Source organism: Bacillus carboniphilus (assembly GCF_020524035.2).
Lineage (GTDB): Bacteria > Bacillota > Bacilli > Bacillales > JAIVKR01 > Bacillus_CC.
In genome coordinates this window covers 1633183-1650972 of the sequence record NZ_CP129013.1, presented here as the reverse complement: position 1 = coordinate 1650972, position 17790 = coordinate 1633183, and the positions used below count along the sequence as shown (strand labels likewise).

Annotated in this window: 12 protein-coding genes and 2 pseudogenes; all 14 read left to right on the top strand. The window is 36.8% G+C overall.

Annotation, left to right across the window (positions count from 1 at the left end; genetic code table 11):
* The first annotated feature begins 97 nt into the window (after positions 1–97).
* The 14 genes and pseudogenes from LC087_RS08465 to LC087_RS19910 all read left to right on the top strand — a co-directional run bounded on the left by LC087_RS08465 (position 98) and on the right by LC087_RS19910 (position 17776).
* Positions 98–1084 carry a tetratricopeptide repeat protein gene (locus LC087_RS08465; protein WP_226539263.1) on the top strand — a complete coding sequence of 329 codons (987 nt, stop codon included), beginning with the start codon at positions 98–100 and terminating at the stop codon, positions 1082–1084.
* Positions 1085–1277: 193 nt separating this feature from the next.
* Positions 1278–2564, top strand: coding sequence for a trigger factor (gene tig, locus LC087_RS08460; RefSeq protein WP_226539264.1), 1287 nt, complete (start codon positions 1278–1280; stop codon positions 2562–2564).
* A 259-nt stretch (positions 2565–2823) separates the two neighbouring features.
* Positions 2824–4086, top strand: coding sequence for an ATP-dependent protease ATP-binding subunit ClpX (gene clpX, locus LC087_RS08455; RefSeq protein ID WP_226539265.1), 1263 nt, complete (start codon positions 2824–2826; stop codon positions 4084–4086).
* Between the two features lie 716 nt (positions 4087–4802).
* Positions 4803–6467: an ATP-dependent protease LonB gene (gene lonB / locus LC087_RS08450; RefSeq protein WP_226539266.1), complete on the top strand. Its 1665-nt coding sequence runs from the start codon at positions 4803–4805 to the stop codon at positions 6465–6467.
* Positions 6468–6631: 164 nt separating this feature from the next.
* The gene (lon, locus tag LC087_RS08445) at positions 6632–8362 is read left to right on the top strand and encodes an endopeptidase La (protein ID WP_371932665.1); all 1731 of its coding nucleotides are present in this window, start codon (positions 6632–6634) and stop codon (positions 8360–8362) included.
* A complete protein-coding gene (locus LC087_RS19645; RefSeq protein ID WP_371932664.1) occupies positions 8310–8963 on the top strand; it encodes a S16 family serine protease in 654 nt (217 codons plus the stop codon). Before lon ends, LC087_RS19645 begins: the two co-directional genes overlap by 53 nt.
* Positions 8960–9544, top strand: coding sequence for a ribosome biogenesis GTP-binding protein YihA/YsxC (gene yihA, locus LC087_RS08440; protein ID WP_226539268.1), 585 nt, complete (start codon positions 8960–8962; stop codon positions 9542–9544). The genes LC087_RS19645 and yihA overlap by 4 nt, the downstream gene beginning before the upstream one ends.
* 402 nt (positions 9545–9946) lie before the next feature.
* Positions 9947–11278, top strand: a complete 1332-nt coding sequence (hemA, locus tag LC087_RS08435; protein ID WP_306020643.1) for a glutamyl-tRNA reductase — start codon at positions 9947–9949, stop codon at positions 11276–11278.
* A gap of 256 nt (positions 11279–11534) precedes the next feature.
* The gene (locus LC087_RS08430) at positions 11535–12368 is read left to right on the top strand and encodes a cytochrome C assembly family protein (RefSeq protein WP_226539270.1); all 834 of its coding nucleotides are present in this window, start codon (positions 11535–11537) and stop codon (positions 12366–12368) included.
* Positions 12369–12393: 25 nt separating this feature from the next.
* A pseudogene (gene hemC, locus LC087_RS08425) lies at positions 12394–13321 on the top strand (hydroxymethylbilane synthase).
* A 5-nt stretch (positions 13322–13326) separates the two neighbouring features.
* Positions 13327–14124 (top strand): uroporphyrinogen-III synthase, encoded by a 798-nt coding sequence (locus LC087_RS08420; RefSeq protein WP_226539288.1) that lies wholly within the window; start codon positions 13327–13329, stop codon positions 14122–14124.
* A gap of 14 nt (positions 14125–14138) precedes the next feature.
* Positions 14139–15071 (top strand): porphobilinogen synthase, encoded by a 933-nt coding sequence (gene hemB / locus LC087_RS08415; protein WP_264189834.1) that lies wholly within the window; start codon positions 14139–14141, stop codon positions 15069–15071.
* Between the two features lie 14 nt (positions 15072–15085).
* Positions 15086–16369: a glutamate-1-semialdehyde 2,1-aminomutase gene (gene hemL, locus LC087_RS08410; RefSeq protein ID WP_226539273.1), complete on the top strand. Its 1284-nt coding sequence runs from the start codon at positions 15086–15088 to the stop codon at positions 16367–16369.
* A gap of 114 nt (positions 16370–16483) precedes the next feature.
* Positions 16484–17776: pseudogene (locus LC087_RS19910) on the top strand (IS91 family transposase).
* Positions 17777–17790: the final 14 nt, after the last annotated feature.

Sequence of the window (17790 nt, the reverse complement as noted above, 5' to 3'; positions counted from 1 at the left end):
TTTGATTCTACATTATCCGTAATTGCTGTATTCATTGCATAAAGAATAGTGTTGATGTAAAATTGTGAAAACAGTTTAACTTGGAGTGAAGCATTAGATGGATGGAGAAAAGAGTAAAATCATCCCTTTTCCAAATGTAAGTGACCGACTAGTAAGTAAGGGAATGGATGCTCTAAAAGAAAAAAAGTACATTCAAGCAAAAGACTTCTTCACTGAAGCACTTAAGTGGGATAAAGATCACTCAGAGGTTCAGTTAGGGTTGGCCATTTGTTTAATGGAAATGGGAGATCTAAAAGAAGCAAAAGAGCTTTGTAAGAACATGTTGTTTGAAGACCAAGGTGATTACTTTACGGTCTTGCAAATATACTTATCCATACTTGTTCAATCGGGAGAGTATGTAGAAGTTCAATCGATGATTGAAGCTCTTTTGGAGGAAAATAAACTACCAGCAAGTCAAGTGGAATCTTTTTATAAGTTACTCCATTTAAGCAGGAAAATGAACGACCAGAAAAATCAAAAACAGTCAGTTGAAAGAATAAAAGTGGATCTAGATGCTTCTCCAGAACAGCATACTGCTTTTTTACAGTTGATCAATCGAGATAATATAAATCAACATCTAGACATCTTACAGGAAATACTTACTTATAAGTTTATTCACCCAGTAATAAAATCAATGACTTTGACCTTACTGAAAGAAAATCAAATCAACCAGTCATTTATCGTGAAAAAATTTAATGAACAATTAGAAGTAAATCCATATCTTTTAGACGATTTGTCAGAGATGTCCTTTACTCTTGAAGTGTTAAATGAACTAGAAGCAATATTAGCTCAAGAAAACCCAAGTTTATTTGAAGTGGTAAAAGAAATCTGGATTCGTTATCTTTATGTTTATTATCCCATTCAGCCTATTTCACAAGGTCGTAAGAATTGGGCGGCTGCACTTCATCTTATAGGGCATCAATTTCATGGGATTGAGTGTGATTTGGTAGAAATTTGCGAACAATATCAGGCAAATAAAGATGATGTGAATGAATGTATTGACCAATTAAATCAAAATGAAGAAATTTCTTATTTTGATTTATGATCAAATTCTTGAAAGGATTTGTTTGTATGTTATAATAAGATGGTTGTATAGTGTCCTAATCTTGAATACATTCAACCTACCCCGATTATGGAAAAAGGGGTTATTTACTTAGTAATAATATTTGATGCAACATTTCAAATTGGTTTATTCATTTTTAATGTTACTTATTTTATAGATTTTTGGAGGGAAATACATGTCAGTAAAATGGGAAAAGAAAGAAGGAAATAACGGAGTCTTAACAGTAGAAGTTGAGGCATCAGAATTTAACAAAGCACTTGATCAAGCATTTAAAAAAGTTGTGAAGAAAGTAAATGTACCAGGTTTCCGTAAGGGGAAAGTTCCGCGTCCAATTTTTGAAAATCGTTTTGGTGTTGAATCTTTATACCAAGATGCTTTAGATATTATACTTCCTGTAGAGTATTCAAAAGCAATTGAAGAAGCTGGGATTGAGCCTGTAGATCAACCGAATATTGACATTGAACAAATTGAAAAAGGCGAAAACTTAATTTTCACAGCTGAGGTTGTTGTAAAACCAGAAGTGAAGCTTGGTGATTACAAAGGTTTAGAGGCTGAAAAAGAAGATATTGAAGTAACAGATGAGGATGTCGAAGCTGAATTGAAATCCCTTCAAGAAAAGCAAGCAGAGCTTGTTTTGAAAGAAGAAGGTGAAATTGTAGAAGGAGATACAGTTGTTCTTGACTTTGAAGGATTCGTTGATGGTGAAGCCTTTGAAGGGGGAAATGCTGAAAATTATTCTCTAGAAATTGGTTCAAACACGTTCATTCCAGGATTTGAAGAACAATTAATCGGTTTGAAAGCCGGTGATGAGAAAGATGTAGAGGTTTCATTCCCTGAAGAGTATCATGCGGAAGATCTTGCTGGAAAACCTGCTGTTTTCAAAGTGAAGATTCATGAATTGAAAACAAAAGAATTACCTGCTTTAGACGATGAATTCGCAAAAGATGTAGATGAAGAAGTTGAAACGTTAGAGGAACTAAAAGAAAAAACAAGAAAAAATCTTGAAGAGTCGAAAAAAACTGAAGCTGAAACGAAGCTTAAAGATACGTTAATTGAAAAAGCTGCAGAAAACGCAGAAATTGATATTCCTGAAGCAATGATCAATACTGAGCTTGACCGTATGATGAATGAATTTGATCAACGTCTGCAAATGCAAGGGATGAATCGTGAGTTATACTTCCAATTCTCTGGTCAAAGTGAAGAAGACCTTAAAGAGAGCATGAAAGAAGATGCTGGAAAGCGTGTGAAGTTTAATTTAACGCTAGAAACAATTGCAAAAGTTGAAAACATTGAAGTATCTGACGAAGAAGTTAAAGAAGAATTAACGAAGATGTCTGAGATGTATAATATGCCTGTTGAAAACATTGAACAAGCACTTGGATCTACAGAAACGCTAAAAGAAGATTTAAAAATTCGTAAAGCAATCGATTTTCTTGTAGAAAACCACAAAGTTGTTGCATAATATAAATTAGAAGTTAATAAAAAGCAGGGCGCGATGTAATCGTGCCTTGTTTTATACACATTGCTGTTTTATTGTTTTGGATTTGGGCACGCTAATAAGGTGCATCTTCATTTAGTATTAGGTTTTCAGCTACATACATATAATCTTCCGCATGCTTTACATCATTGTTTTTTTATACATATTTGGGTTTTTTCGTTTTTACATAATTGTTCGTTCATTTCGTTTTTAAAGAGAGACAAAAGATATAAGGGGTGAGAATATGTTTAAATTTAATGAAGAAAAAGGTCAGCTTAAATGTTCATTTTGTGGGAAGACGCAGGATCAAGTTCGCAAATTGGTTGCAGGTCCTGGTGTGTACATTTGTGATGAGTGTATTGAGCTTTGTACTGAAATTGTAGAGGAAGAGCTTGGAACAGAAGAAGAGGTTGAACTAAAAGACATACCAAAACCTAAAGAAATCCGAGATATATTAAATCAATATGTAATTGGGCAAGACTCGGCTAAAAAGTCTCTTGCTGTAGCTGTTTATAATCATTATAAACGTATCAACTCAAATAATAAGGTCGATGATGTAGAACTATCTAAAAGTAACATTTCCTTAATTGGACCAACTGGTAGCGGTAAGACGTTACTTGCCCAAACGCTAGCGAGAATCTTAAATGTGCCTTTTGCCATTGCGGATGCAACGTCTTTGACGGAAGCTGGGTATGTTGGGGAAGATGTTGAAAACATATTGTTAAAGCTTATTCAAGCGGCAGATTACGATGTAGAGAAAGCTGAAAGAGGGATTATTTATATTGATGAGATCGATAAAGTAGCCCGTAAATCTGAAAACCCATCAATTACAAGAGATGTATCTGGGGAAGGTGTGCAGCAGGCTTTACTAAAAATATTAGAAGGAACAGTCGCTAGTGTACCTCCTCAAGGTGGCCGTAAACACCCTCATCAAGAGTTTATTCAAATTGATACGACGAATATCTTGTTTATTTGTGGAGGAGCCTTTGACGGGATCGAGCAAATTATTAAGCGTAGACTAGGTCAAAAAGTAATTGGATTTGGTTCTGAGAAAAAACAGGAAGATTTAGATAAAAACGGGTTACTTGCTAAAGTACTACCTGAAGATTTGTTAAAGTATGGTCTAATCCCTGAGTTTATTGGAAGACTTCCGGTCATTGCAAGCTTAACTGAGCTAGATGAAGAAGCGTTAGTAGATATTTTAACTAAGCCGAAAAATGCACTAGTTAAACAATATCAAAAAATGCTTGAGCTAGATGATGTAGAGCTTGAATTTGAGGGAGATGCTCTTCGTGAGATCGCCAATAAAGCGATTGAAAGAAAAACAGGAGCCAGGGGTCTTCGCTCAATTATTGAGGGAATTATGCTGGATGTTATGTATGATCTACCTTCTAGAGACGATATTGAAAAATGCATCATTTCAGATAAAACAGTTACTGAAAATGAATCGCCTAAGCTTGTGTTAAAAGACGGTTCTGTGATGAAAAACAATGATAAATCTGCTTAGTGCAAAAAAAAGACCCTCAAAGGGTCTTTTTTTGTTACATAAAAATGACGGCTAGTAGATATAGATATGTGTTTGGGCATGTTTTTGTTATTTGAGTGTTGTTCTTTTATCCCCTTCGTCGCTAAATGGTCGCTTGCGCTTTTCTTGTTGTCTAGCTCCAGCGCCCAGCGACTCGTAAGTTTTCGCCCTTCTCCTTATGATAAGTCAACATCGAAGCCTGCGGCTTTTCGTGTTTCCTTTATCTCATTCGAAGTGCTCAAGCCCCTTCGTCGCTAAACGGTCGCTTGCGCTTTTCTTATTGTCTAGCTCCAGCGCCCAGCGACTCGTAAGTTTTCGCCCTTCTCCTTATGATAAGTCAACATCGAAGCCTGCGGCTTTTCGTGTTTCCTTTATCTCATACGAAGTGCTCAAGCTCCTTCGTCGCTAAACGGTCGCTTGTGCTTTTCTTATTGTCTAGCTCCAGCGCCCAGCGACTCGTAAGTTTTCGCCCTTCTCCTTATGATAAGTCAACATCGAAGCCTGCGGCTTTTCGTGTTTCCTTTATCTCATACGAAGTGCTCAAGCCCCTTCGTCGCTAAACGGTCGCTTGTGCTTTTCTTAGTTACCAGAAAATATTTATAGTGGTAAACTATACATTTTTTAATTTGCAGGATGATGTTTACTAGGTTGGGGCCTCGGAGATAATAAGATAACAATTATCTTAGGAGGTATCCGTTATGAGTTTTACTAGTATTGCCCTCTTCATTCAATTATTTTTTGGTGTCATTATTGGGTTATATTTTTGGAATTTGTTAAGAAACCAACGTACACAAAAGGTCTCATTAGACAAAGAATCAAAAAAAGAGATGGAACAACTTCGAAAGCTGAGGGCAATTCGGTTAACGGAACCATTAGCAGAGAGAATTAGACCAAAATCCTTTGGAGATATTGTGGGACAAGAGGATGGAATTAAAGCGCTAAAAGCAGCCTTATGTGGTCCCAACCCACAACACGTCATTATTTATGGGCCACCAGGAGTAGGGAAAACTGCAGCGGCTAGATTAGTATTGGAAGAAGCAAAAAAAAACCAAAAATCCCCTTTTAAAAAAAATGCCGTTTTTGTCGAATTAGATGCAACAACCGCTAGGTTTGATGAACGTGGTATTGCAGACCCGTTAATTGGTTCCGTTCACGACCCTATTTATCAAGGGGCTGGGGCGATGGGGCAAGCAGGTATTCCACAGCCTAAGCAAGGAGCAGTTACGAATGCCCATGGTGGGGTTTTATTTATTGATGAAATTGGTGAATTGCATCCTATTCAAATGAATAAGTTGTTGAAGGTATTAGAGGATCGCAAAGTGTTTTTAGAAAGTGCTTATTATAGTGAAGAAAATCAAAATATCCCAACTCATATTCATGAAATTTTTCAAAGGGGCTTACCTGCTGATTTTCGTTTAGTTGGTGCAACAACTAGATCCCCTTCTGAAATCCCGCCTGCGATTAGATCCCGATGCTTAGAAGTGTTTTATCGAGATTTGGATCGTGATGAACTGGCCATTGTTTCTCGAAAAGCGGCAGAGAAAATTAACATGAATCTGGATGAAGTTAGTATACATACGTTAACCTCTTATGCAAAAAATGGGCGGGAGATTATTAATATTATTCAAATTGCAGCTGGTATGGCATTAACAGAAGATCGAAATTTTATCTCACATGAAGATATTAAATGGGTTATTCATTCAAGTCAGCTCACCCCTCGTTATGACCCGAAAATAGGAGTAGATGCAAAAGTTGGCTTAGTTAATGGCTTAGCCGTTCAAGGTCCAAACTCAGGTTCATTATTGGAAATAGAAGTAACAGTCATTCCTGTGAATGAAAAAGGCTCAATTAATATTACAGGAATTGTGGAAGAGGAGAGTATTGGTGGACAAGGAAAATCGGTTAGAAGAAAAAGCATGGCAAGGGGCTCAATTGAAAATGTTATGACTGTATTAAAATCAATGGGCATTAAAGCAGAAGAGTTCGAAATTCATGTTAACTTTCCAGGTGGGGTCCCTATTGATGGTCCTAGTGCTGGAATAGCAATGGGAGTAGGCATCTTCTCTGCTATTCATAAGATCCCTATTGATCATACAATCGCAATGACTGGAGAATTAAGTATTCATGGAATTGTTAAACCAATAGGTGGTGTTGTGCCAAAAATAAAAGCGGCGAAGCTTGCAGGTGCTAAAAAAGTCATTATTCCATATGAAAATTTAAAAGGGTTAGTGAATGTACAAAATGATATAGAAATTGTCCCAGTGAGGCATTTCCAAGAGGTTTTGGATATTGTTTTAGTCAATCCACCAACAGAAATGGTAGAAGAGATCAATTTGAAATCCACTCAAGACTCAAAAATATAACGTCCTATATTTATAAATAATTCGTTTGAACCTTTATGGATTTCCTCTTAGAGGAAGGGTCCATAAAGTGATGCTAGACATGTTCTTAGTGATAAGATAAGATGAGACAAAATACGACTCTTTATATTATAATAGTCATACTATCGTCATGGAGGTGTTGAAAAATGGCGAATAAAGATGAGGTGAATATTCCTCTCTTACCGCTTAGAGGTGGCCTATTAGTTTTTCCATCTATGGTTTTACATTTAGATGTAGGTCGAGACAAATCTGTTCAAGCGTTGGAACGGGCGATGATGGATGATTCAATCATTTTTCTTTCTACTCAGAAGGAAGCTTCCATTGAAGAGCCATCTAGAGAAGATGTATTTAAAATCGGTACGCTAGCAAAAATAAAACAAATGCTCAAACTTCCGAACGGAACCATTCGAGTGTTAATTGAAGGGTTACAACGTGCTCAAATTGTTGATTTTTCTGATCGAGAGGATTATTTTTTTGTTAAAGTGAATAAAATTTCTGAACAAAAAGTGCAAGGGGCTCAAATTGAAGCCTTAATGAGAAAGGCACTAGAATATTTTAATCAATACATAAAAATGTCGCAAAAATTAACGAACGAGACGTATGCTACGGTTATTGATATTAAAGAGCCTAGTCGATTAGCTGATATCATTGCTTCTCATTTACCAATTAAAGTTGAAGAAAAACAAGATATTTTAGAAACCATTGATATAAAAGAGCGATTAAGTAAAGTGATTGAAACGATTCATAATGAAAAAGAAGTGCTTAATTTAGAAAAACAAATTGGTCAACGTGTAAAAAAATCAATGGAACGAACGCAAAAAGAGTATTATTTAAGAGAACAAATGAAGGCCATACAAAAAGAATTAGGTGGTAAAGAAGGAAAAACAGATGAAGTCGAAACATTAAGAGAAAAAATTGAGAAATCAGGTATGCCAAAGAACGTAAAAGATGTAGCGGAAAAGGAATTAAACCGTTACGAAAAGGTTCCATCTTCCTCTGCTGAAAGTGGTGTTATTCGTACATATATTGACTGGTTATTGGCATTGCCATGGACTGATGCAACAGAAGATCAGTTAGAAATCGATCGTGCAGAAAATATTTTGAATGAAGATCATTATGGTTTAGAAATCGTAAAGGAAAGAGTGTTGGAATATTTAGCTGTTCGCAAATTAACGAACTCTTTAAAAGGACCCATCCTTTGTTTAGCAGGTCCTCCCGGAGTAGGGAAAACATCTTTAGGCTCGCTCTGTTGCCAAATCGCTAAACAGAAAATTTTTGTGCGTATTTCATTAGGTGGGGTAAAAGACGAATCTGAAATTCGAGGTCATCGCCGAACTTATGTCGGGGCTATGCCTGGGAGAATTATTCAAGCAATGAAAAAAGCAGAAACGATTAACCCCGTCTTTTTGCTTGATGAAGTGGATAAAATGTCAAATGACTTTAGAGGTGACCCTTCTTCTGCTCTCCTTGAAGTGCTAGATCCTGAGCAAAACCATACGTTTAGTGATCACTATATTGAAGAACCTTACGATCTATCCAATGTCATGTTTATTGCGACTGCCAATAATTTAGCGACGATTCCTGGTCCCCTTCGTGATCGAATGGAAGTGATCTCTATTGCAGGTTATACCGAAATAGAGAAAACAAATATCGCTATAGATCACTTACTTCCTAAGCAACTTGAATTACATGGGATGAAAAAATCTCAATTGCAAATACGTGAAAAAGCAGTGATAAATATTATCCGTTATTATACTAGAGAAGCTGGTGTACGTGGTTTAGAAAGACAACTTGCATCCATTTGTCGAAAAGCAGCCAAATTAATTGTATCGGAAGAACGAAAAAAAGATCGTCATAACTCCGAAAAACTTACATGAATTTCTTGGGAAAAATAAGTTTCGTTATGGTCAGGCTGAAGTCGAGAATCAAGTAGGTGTAGCAACTGGATTAGCTTATACAACCGTTGGTGGAGACACCCTATTTATTGAAGTATCTTTATCTCCTGGTAAAGGGAAATTGATTTTAACAGGAAAACTAGGAGATGTTATGAAAGAATCTGCTCAGGCAGCATTTAGCTATATTCGCTCAAATGCTACTGAGTTAAATATAAATGAAGATTTTCATGAGAAAAACGATATTCATATTCATGTACCTGAAGGGGCCATTCCTAAAGATGGTCCTTCAGCAGGAATTACGATGGCGACAGCCCTTATTTCAGCTTTAACGGGAAGAGCTGTGAATAAAGAAGTAGGGATGACTGGAGAAATCACGCTTCGGGGAAGGGTATTACCAATCGGAGGCTTAAAAGAGAAATCCCTTAGTGCGCACCGAGCAGGTCTGAAGAAAATTATTATTCCAAAAGATAATGAAAAAGACATAGAAGATATACCAGATAGTGTGAGAGAAGACTTGAAAATCGTTCTCGTTTCTCACTTAGATGAAGTATTAAAGCATGCTCTAGTAGGAGAGGAAAAATGAAGGTAACAAGTTCGGAAATTATTATTAGTGCAGTAAAACCTAGTCAATATCCAGGTGACGATCTACCGGAAGTTGCGTTAGCTGGAAGGTCCAATGTTGGAAAATCGTCCTTTATTAATAAGATGCTGCAACGAAAAGGATTGGCGCGAATATCTTCTAAACCAGGAAAGACGCAAACATTAAACTTCTTCTTAATTAATGAGGAGTTTTATTTTGTCGATGTTCCTGGCTATGGATATGCAAAAGTGTCCAAGAAAGAACGTGAAGCATGGGGTGAAATGATTGAAACGTATATGACGACACGAGAGCCATTGAAAGCGGTGGTTCTCATCGTGGACGTTAGGCATAAACCGACACAGGATGATGTGCTAATGTATGAATTTTTAAAACACTACGGCATTCCTGCAGTCATTATAGCAACAAAAGCAGACAAAGTTCCTAAAGGAAAATGGCAAAAGCATTTGAAGGTTGTCAAAGAAACGTTAAACTTAGAACCTACTGATTTTCTCGTTTTATTTTCTTCAGAAACTGGTCAAGGAAAAGACGAAGCTTGGGGAATATTAAAAAAACTAATGAAGTAGTAAGATTAATTACTCCCCTTGCTTAAAAGAAGATGTCTAAAAATTCCACTTTGGTATTAAATAAGAGTATTTTAAAGAGCCAAGAATGTTGAAAAAACAGCATTCTTGGCTTTTACTATACTATACTGGCCTTTTGATATTTTAAAATGAGGTTTCCTTGGTATATATTTCTTCCTGAAACAAACAATAACTATTAGTCATTTAGTATAGCTTGCTTGAGTTGTTGTATTCTGATATTGTACAAGTTGGAATAAATATATTGGATAAATGAGTGTATTTTTAGATATAGGTTTAATGTTTTCTTATTTCATATTTTCTTCACATTTTATTTCTGGCTGATCAAATGGGACATGATATAATGGAAACTAATGAGTATAGATTCGTTGGGGGGGACATCTAAAGATGTATATACTTGCAGTCGGCCTAAATTATAGAACTGCCCCGGTAGAGATCCGTGAAAAAGTAAGTTTTAAAGCCGAAGAACTTGCCACGGCTATGAAAAAGCTTAAGAATCAAAAAAGTGTATTAGAAAACGTCATTGTATCTACTTGTAATCGAACAGAAATCTTTGCAGTTGTTGATCAGTTGCATACTGGACGTTACTATTTAAAGGCGTTTCTAGCAGAATGGTTCGATCTTGAGAAAGAAGAATTCGCTCCGTTTTTACAGTATTATGAAAATGATAGTGCGGTAGAGCATTTATTTAGAGTGGCTTGTGGCTTAGATTCCATGGTGATTGGAGAAACACAAATCCTTGGGCAAGTACGATCAAGTTTTCTTTCTGCTCAAAATGTGGAAACGACCGGTACGGTATTTAATCATCTATTTAAGCAAGCTGTCACAGTTGCTAAAAAAGTACACTCTAAAACAGATATTGGTTCGAATGCTGTATCTGTCAGCTATGCGGCAGTAGAACTTGCCAAGAAAGTATTTGGTTCGTTGCATAATCAGCATGTGCTTATTTTAGGTGCAGGAAAAATGGGAGAATTGACTGTTCAAAATCTCCAAGGAAGTGGAGTGACAGACATATCTGTTATTAATCGCACACATAGTAAAGCACTTTCTTTAGCAGATCGATTCACTGGTCAAGCTAAATTAATGAGTGAAATGCAATGTGCTTTAGTCGAAGCAGATATTGTCATTAGTTCAACAGGTTCTTCAGATTATGTCGTAACAAAAGAATTTGTAAAAAATGTAGAAAAACTAAGAAAAGGCCGTCCTTTATTATTAATAGATATAGCAGTTCCAAGAGATTTAGATCCCGCTCTTTCAGAATTGGATAGTGTATTCTTATATGATATCGATGATCTAGAAGGAATTGTACAGGCGAACATAGAAGAACGTTCTCAAGTAGCAGAAAAGGTAGAGCTATATATTGAAGAACAAATCGTCTTCTTTAAACAGTGGTTGGGTGAACTTGGCGTGGTACCTGTTATTTCTGCTCTGAGACAAAAGGCTTTAAGTATCCAAGCTGATACAATGGAAAGTATTGAACGGAAAATTCCTGATTTAACTGAACGTGAAAAGAAAGTGATTAGTAAGCATACAAAGAGTATTATTAATCAAATGCTACGCGACCCTATTTTAAAAGCAAAGGAGCTATCTGGTGAGTCTCATTCAAAAGAAAAACTTGAGTTATTTAAACAAATTTTTAATCTTGAAGAACAAATAGCGATCCAGTTAGAAAAAGATCAAAGAAAAGTAGCCTCATGGCAAAGAGGAGAAAAGCCTTAGTGAAAGGGGCGTTTCACTTCAAATGTAAGTGAAAGTGCGTGTTCAAAAAGAGTGAGATCACAATGGAATGTTTCTCTAAGTAGCGTGTTTAAAAAGTAGGGAAAAAGGACGCTGAATAGAAAAGCTGAAACCCTTTGTAAGTCCATCATCTAAGTAGCAACCACGACGAGCGAGCTAACGATGATGCTAGGCCATCGTAGGACTTTTTAAACAGCCTCTTTAACTTTTTGAACAACTTTTGAAAGGAATCTAACTTATGTTTGATATTAATTTTGTTCGTATTAATGAGTTAATGCTGATCATTTATACAGTTTCTTTACTTTTATATTTTGTTGATTTTCTTCATAATAACCAGAGGGCCAATCGGATCGCCTTCTGGTTGTTGTCTATTGTTTGGTTGTTACAAACCATTTTTTTATTTACTGAAATGTTGATGACCGGTCAGTTTCCAGTATTGAACATGTCCGAAGGACTTTATTTTTATGCTTGGGTTCTTGTAACGTTATCTCTCGTCTTAAACCGCTTTATCGGAATTGATTTTATTGTTTTTTTTACGAATATAATAGGGTATGCAATGGTGACAATTCACATTTTTGCTCCTGCTCGTTTTGAATCGACTTCTTTATCAGAGCAATATATTTCAGAATTATTACTCATTCATATTACAATGGCTATTTTATCTTATGCGGCCTTTGCAGTGTCGTTTGTGTTGTCAATTCTTTATATGATTCAATATAACTTATTGAAGAAAAAAAAATGGGGAAAACGGTTATTAAGAATTCAAGATTTAACGAAACTAGATCATATGGGTTACGTTTTAAACGTAATTGGAGTTCCTCTTTTATTATTAAGTTTGATCTTAGGGGTTATTTGGGCTTCACTTGTGATCCCTACCTTTTTTTGGTTAGATGCTAAAGTAGTAGGCTCATTTACGGTCCTCGCTATTTACAGTATTTATTTATATAATCGGATTGTTAGGGAGCTACAAGGTAGGGACGTGGCTTTATTAAACATCGCATCGTTTTTATTATTGCTTATCAATTACTTTTTATTTGGTAGTTTATCGGAGTTTCATATTTGGTATTCGTAGGTATTGCTTAGGAGGAAAACAGAAAATGAGAAAGATCATCGTAGGTTCAAGAAGGAGTAAGTTAGCTCTCACTCAGACAAATTGGGTCATTAAAAAACTAAAAGAACTAGGAGCACCTTACGATTTTGAAGTGAAAGAAATCGTGACAAAAGGGGACAAAATTTTAGATGTTACGCTTTCTAAAGTGGGTGGAAAAGGGTTATTTGTTAAAGAAATTGAACAAGCCATGTTAAATGAGGAAATTGATATTGCTGTACATAGTATGAAGGATATGCCTGCAAAGCTGCCTTCAGGTCTAGTGATTGGCTGTGTACCTGAAAGAGAAGATCACCGGGATGTACTAATATCTAAGGATCATATTCCTTTTTCACAATTAAAAAAAAGGAGCGGTTGTTGGGACCAGTAGTCTAAGGAGATCGTCACAACTATTAGCAAAGCGTCCTGATATTGAAATTAAATGGATTCGAGGCAACATTGATACGAGGTTAAAAAAATTGCAAACAGAAGTTTATGATGCGATTGTATTAGCAGCAGCTGGTCTTGCAAGAATGGGATGGAGTCATGAAGTTGTGACTGAATATCTAGAGCCTGAGCTATGTTTGCCAGCAGTAGGTCAAGGAGCATTAGCGATCGAATGTAGAGAAAACGATCAAGAGGTGTTATCGCTTTTAGCAAAGTTAAATGACGAAGAAACAAGGCTTACAACTATGGCTGAACGCACCTTTTTACACCGCCTTGAAGGAGGTTGTCAAATTCCAATAGCGGGTTATGCGACTGTAGATGATCAACAAGAAATCTCCTTAACTTCGCTCGTTTCTTCTCCAGATGGGAAAATTGTTTTAAAGGAATCTGGAAGAGGTAAAGATCCTGTTCAATTGGGAGAAAATTTGGCGAAAAGATTAGCAGAGAAAGGTGCCAAAGGTCTTATTGATAAAGTAAAGGAAGAAGAGTAGTGGATATGCAGCTTAATGGGCGTAAAGTAATTATTACTCGAGGCGAAAAGCAAGCAAAGTCTTTTGCTAAACTCGTTCAAGAAAAAGGAGGGGTCCCTCGAATTATTCCTTTGCTTGAATTTGAAATCGCTCCATCCACAAAACGAGTACAAGAGCAGTTAGAGAATATAAACAAACAAGATTGGGTCATATTTACGAGTGCCAATGGAGTCAGTGCCTTCTTTCATCATGTTGAAAAATTAGACATCACCTTAAATCATCACGTAAATATAGCGGTAGTTGGAAAAAAAACAAATAAAGCGTTGGAGAAATACGGATTTGAAGCTTCCTTATTTCCTGAAACATTTGATGCTAAACATTTAGCTGAAAAGCTGATTAAGAATAGTTCAACCCCGAAAAAAATATCGGTTATAAAAGGAAACTTATCTAGACCTTATTTAGTAGAGACTTTAAAGGAGAATGGTCATCTTGTATCAGAACTAACTCTTTATGAAACAACAATAAAAGATGATCAAACAGAAAAATTATTAGACTGTATAAAAAATGATTCACCTGTTTTTATTACATTAACCAGTCCTTCAGCTGTCCACGCATTTATGAGGTCTATGTTGAGGAAAGCTTTTTTTGTAAACGTTATTTTTGTTTGTATTGGTCCGATAACAAAAGACGCTTTATTGGGCTATGGCCAATACCCTTTATTGATGCCGAGTCAATATAGTGTGGAAGGAATGGTGGAAATCATGTGCCTCTATTTGAAAGGAGATGTTAATCTGTGGAAAAATTCACAAGACATCGCAGATTAAGAAACTCTCATGCGATGAGATCGATGGTTAGAGAAACAAAGCTTCATGTAGAAGATTTAATATATCCTATTTTTGTCGTTGAAGGTGAAAATAAACGCAATCCTGTCCAGTCTATGCCAGGGGTGGAACAGCTTTCTTTAGATTTACTAAAAGAAGAAATTAATGAAATCGTTTCACTTGGCATTAACTCTATTATTCTTTTTGGAGTACCTGAAAGTAAAGACGAAGTTGGTTCAGAAGCTTATCATGAATGCGGGATTGTCCAACGTGCAACATCGCAAATTAAAGAGCAGTTCCCCGATCTTGTTGTGATTGCAGACACGTGTTTATGTCAGTATACAAGTCATGGACATTGTGGGGTAATAGAAGACGGATATGTCGATAATGATGCTTCACTATCCTTATTAGTAAAAACGGCGATTAGTCAGGCGAAAGCAGGTGCGGATATTATTGCACCTTCCAATATGATGGATGGATTCGTCATCGAAATTCGCAAAGGGTTAGATGAAGCAGGTTTTAAAGAGGTTCCGATTATGTCTTATGCGGTTAAATATGCAAGCGCTTTTTACGGTCCGTTTCGAGATGCTGCTCATAGTAGTCCTCAATTTGGTGACCGTAAGACGTATCAAATGGACCCAGCTAATCGAAAGGAAGCTTTGCGGGAGGCAGACTCTGATATCGAAGAAGGTGCAGATTTTCTCATTATTAAACCTGCGCTGTCTTATTTAGATATCATCCGAGATGTGAAAAATCGCTCGTTATTGCCAATTGTTGCTTATAACGTCAGTGGTGAATACTCCATGATTAAAGCCGCAAGCCAAAAAGGCTGGATTAATGAACAGCAAGTGGTACTTGAAATGCTCACGAGTATGAAAAGAGCAGGAGTCGATTTGATTATTACATATTTTGCGAAAGATGCAGCTCGTTGGTTAAAAGAAACGAAATAAGGAAGGGGTTCATCATGAAAACTTTTGAACAATCGGTCAAAGCTTATGAAGAAGCAAAGACGATGATGCCTGGTGGAGTGAACAGTCCTGTTCGTGCATTTAAATCGGTCGAAATGGAACCAATCTTTATGAAAAAGGGAAAAGGTTCAAAGATTTACGATATTGATGGAAATGAATATATAGATTATGTATTGTCTTGGGGTCCTCTTATTTTAGGGCACGCCAATGATCAAGTAGTAGAAGCGTTAAAAAAAGTGACTGAAGATGGGACAAGCTTTGGAGCACCTACGTTAATCGAGAATAAGTTAGCGAAACTTGTCATTGATCGAATTCCGTCTATAGAAGTGATCAGAATGGTCAACTCTGGTACTGAAGCAACAATGAGTGCCTTAAGACTAGCTAGAGGATACACAGGAAGAAATAAAATTATTAAATTTGAAGGGTGTTATCATGGACATGGCGATTCTCTTTTAATTAAAGCAGGATCAGGTGTAGCCACATTAGGATTACCTGATAGTCCTGGTGTACCGGAAGGAATTGCGAGCCATACGATCACTGTACCATATAACGATTTAGAAAGTATTCGACTAGCATTTGAACAGTTTGGTGAAGATATAGCGGCAGTCATAGTAGAACCAATCGCTGGGAATATGGGTGTCGTACCACCTAATCATGGTTTCTTACAAGGCTTAAGAGATGTAACAAAAGAGTATGGTTCCATGTTAATTTTTGATGAAGTGATGACAGGGTTTAGAGCTGACTATCATTGTGCTCAAGGATATTTTGGGGTCGAACCAGACTTAACATGTTTAGGGAAAGTTATCGGTGGTGGCTTACCTGTAGGTGCTTATGGAGGAAAAGCTGAAATCATGGAACGAATTGCTCCAAGCGGGCCGATTTACCAAGCGGGAACGTTGTCTGGAAACCCATTAGGGATGACAGCTGGATATGAAACGTTAAAACAGCTAACACTTGAAAGTTATCTAGAGTTTAACCGCAAAGCAGCAAAATTAGAAAAAGGAATGATAGCAGCTGCTGAAAAATATAATATTCCTATTTGTGTTAATCGCGGTGGTTCGATGATCGGCTTTTTCTTTACCAATCAAGCGGTAACGAACTATGATAAAGCCAAAACATCTGACTTAACGATGTTTGCTCGCTTTTATCAGATGATGGCCCAAGAAGGTATTTTCTTACCACCATCGCAATTTGAAGGATTATTTTTATCGACTGCCCATACAGACGAAGATATTGAATATACTGTTCAGGCAATTGAAAAAACGTTTTCTAATTTATAAAAAAACAGAAGCTGTCTCGAAAGATTTTTTCGGGGACAGCTTTTTTTTTGAAAGATAAGAAAGTATATAATTTCGGGTCTACCACAGTCTTAGAAACTGTGGTATTTTGATGTCATGGAGAATAATATATTAAAACAAATTTTCTTTGATAAACATAACCATTGGGATCACTTTCAAAAGAAACATGGAGCTAAAATCCGTCCAATAGTAAGAAAGGAAATAGAGAAATTCAGAGGGTGTGGGAATCCCAAAAATGGATTTAAGCTATTTGTTTGTGAAGGTTGCCATGATGTCAGGAAGGTTCCGTATCGTTGTAAGGGTCGATTTTGTACCACTTGTTCAGTAGGAGAAAGCGAAGAATGGAGTCGACTACTAACAGAAGAGGTCTTACAGGTGAATCATCGTCATGTCATCTTTACAATTGATGAAGGACTGCGTGATGTGTTTTTGCTTCATCGCCATCTGTTAAAAGATTTGATGGACGAGGCGTATGATTAATCATGGATTTTTTCAAAAAGAAAGCGAAAGTGACCCCTGGAATCATATCAGGCTTACATACTTTCGGATCCAGAGTGAATTTCAATCCCCATGTACATATGCTAGTGACGATGGGAGGTCTTACGAAAAAGGGGGAATGGAAACAGTACGATTATCTGCCATTTGAAATGTTAAGAAAGCAGTGGCAGACCGTGGTGTTAAAGTTCATACGCAGAGGTGTGTCAGAAAAAGAAAAGAAGAGAATACAACCTCGATTACAACAGGCGTTTCACAATAATGGGAAGGGCTTCTATGTGCATGCGCCAAAACAGGAAGGGAATGTAAAAGAACAACTTCGCTATATTGGCCGTTATATTCGTCGACCTGCGATAGGACTGAATCGGATCGAGGCATATGACGGACAAAAGGTAACCTTTACGTATCATGATAAGACAGACGGAAAAGAAAAGAGAGAAACGATCAGTGTAGAGGAATTTATCTCTAGGCTTATTCGTCATATCCCAGATGAACAGTTTAAGACGATTCGTCATTATGGGATGTATTCAAGGAGATGCAAGGGCTTGAGTAAAAAGTCTTATGTCAATGGCAACAGAAAGCGAAACGCTGGATAGTGAAAGCAAAGAAAACAATGCGCCGTCAGACATGGAGGGAACGAATCGTATCAAGTGGTAAGAGAGACCCTCTTATTTGTGAAAAATGCCAGTGTTACTATGAATACAAGGGAGAAGTCTGTCTTGAAAATGGTAGACTAGAAATCAAGGTGGCCTTGTGTACCACGACAAGAGCCTATTTAGAAAGGGTGATTCATCATTTCACCAGTATCGAAACACCGAAAAAAGGCAAGAAAAAAAAAAAAAAAATGGCCCAATCAAAACAGAGCATCAACTTTGTTTGTTTAGTGTGTCATGAAAAAGAAGAGATTC

Excerpts from the sequence above, each read along its gene's own strand:
- LC087_RS08465 (WP_226539263.1), top strand. The coding sequence starts at position 98 with ATGGATGGAGAAAAGAGTAAAATCATCCCTTTTCCAAATGTAAGTGAC.
- tig (WP_226539264.1), top strand. The coding sequence starts at position 1,278 with ATGTCAGTAAAATGGGAAAAGAAAGAAGGAAATAACGGAGTCTTAACA.
- clpX (WP_226539265.1), top strand. The coding sequence starts at position 2,824 with ATGTTTAAATTTAATGAAGAAAAAGGTCAGCTTAAATGTTCATTTTGT.
- lonB (WP_226539266.1), top strand. The coding sequence starts at position 4,803 with ATGAGTTTTACTAGTATTGCCCTCTTCATTCAATTATTTTTTGGTGTC.
- lon (WP_371932665.1), top strand. The coding sequence starts at position 6,632 with ATGGCGAATAAAGATGAGGTGAATATTCCTCTCTTACCGCTTAGAGGT.
- yihA (WP_226539268.1), top strand. The coding sequence starts at position 8,960 with ATGAAGGTAACAAGTTCGGAAATTATTATTAGTGCAGTAAAACCTAGT.
- hemA (WP_306020643.1), top strand. The coding sequence starts at position 9,947 with ATGTATATACTTGCAGTCGGCCTAAATTATAGAACTGCCCCGGTAGAG.
- LC087_RS08430 (WP_226539270.1), top strand. The coding sequence starts at position 11,535 with ATGTTTGATATTAATTTTGTTCGTATTAATGAGTTAATGCTGATCATT.
- LC087_RS08420 (WP_226539288.1), top strand. The coding sequence starts at position 13,327 with ATGCAGCTTAATGGGCGTAAAGTAATTATTACTCGAGGCGAAAAGCAA.
- hemB (WP_264189834.1), top strand. The coding sequence starts at position 14,139 with ATGAGATCGATGGTTAGAGAAACAAAGCTTCATGTAGAAGATTTAATA.
- hemL (WP_226539273.1), top strand. The coding sequence starts at position 15,086 with ATGAAAACTTTTGAACAATCGGTCAAAGCTTATGAAGAAGCAAAGACG.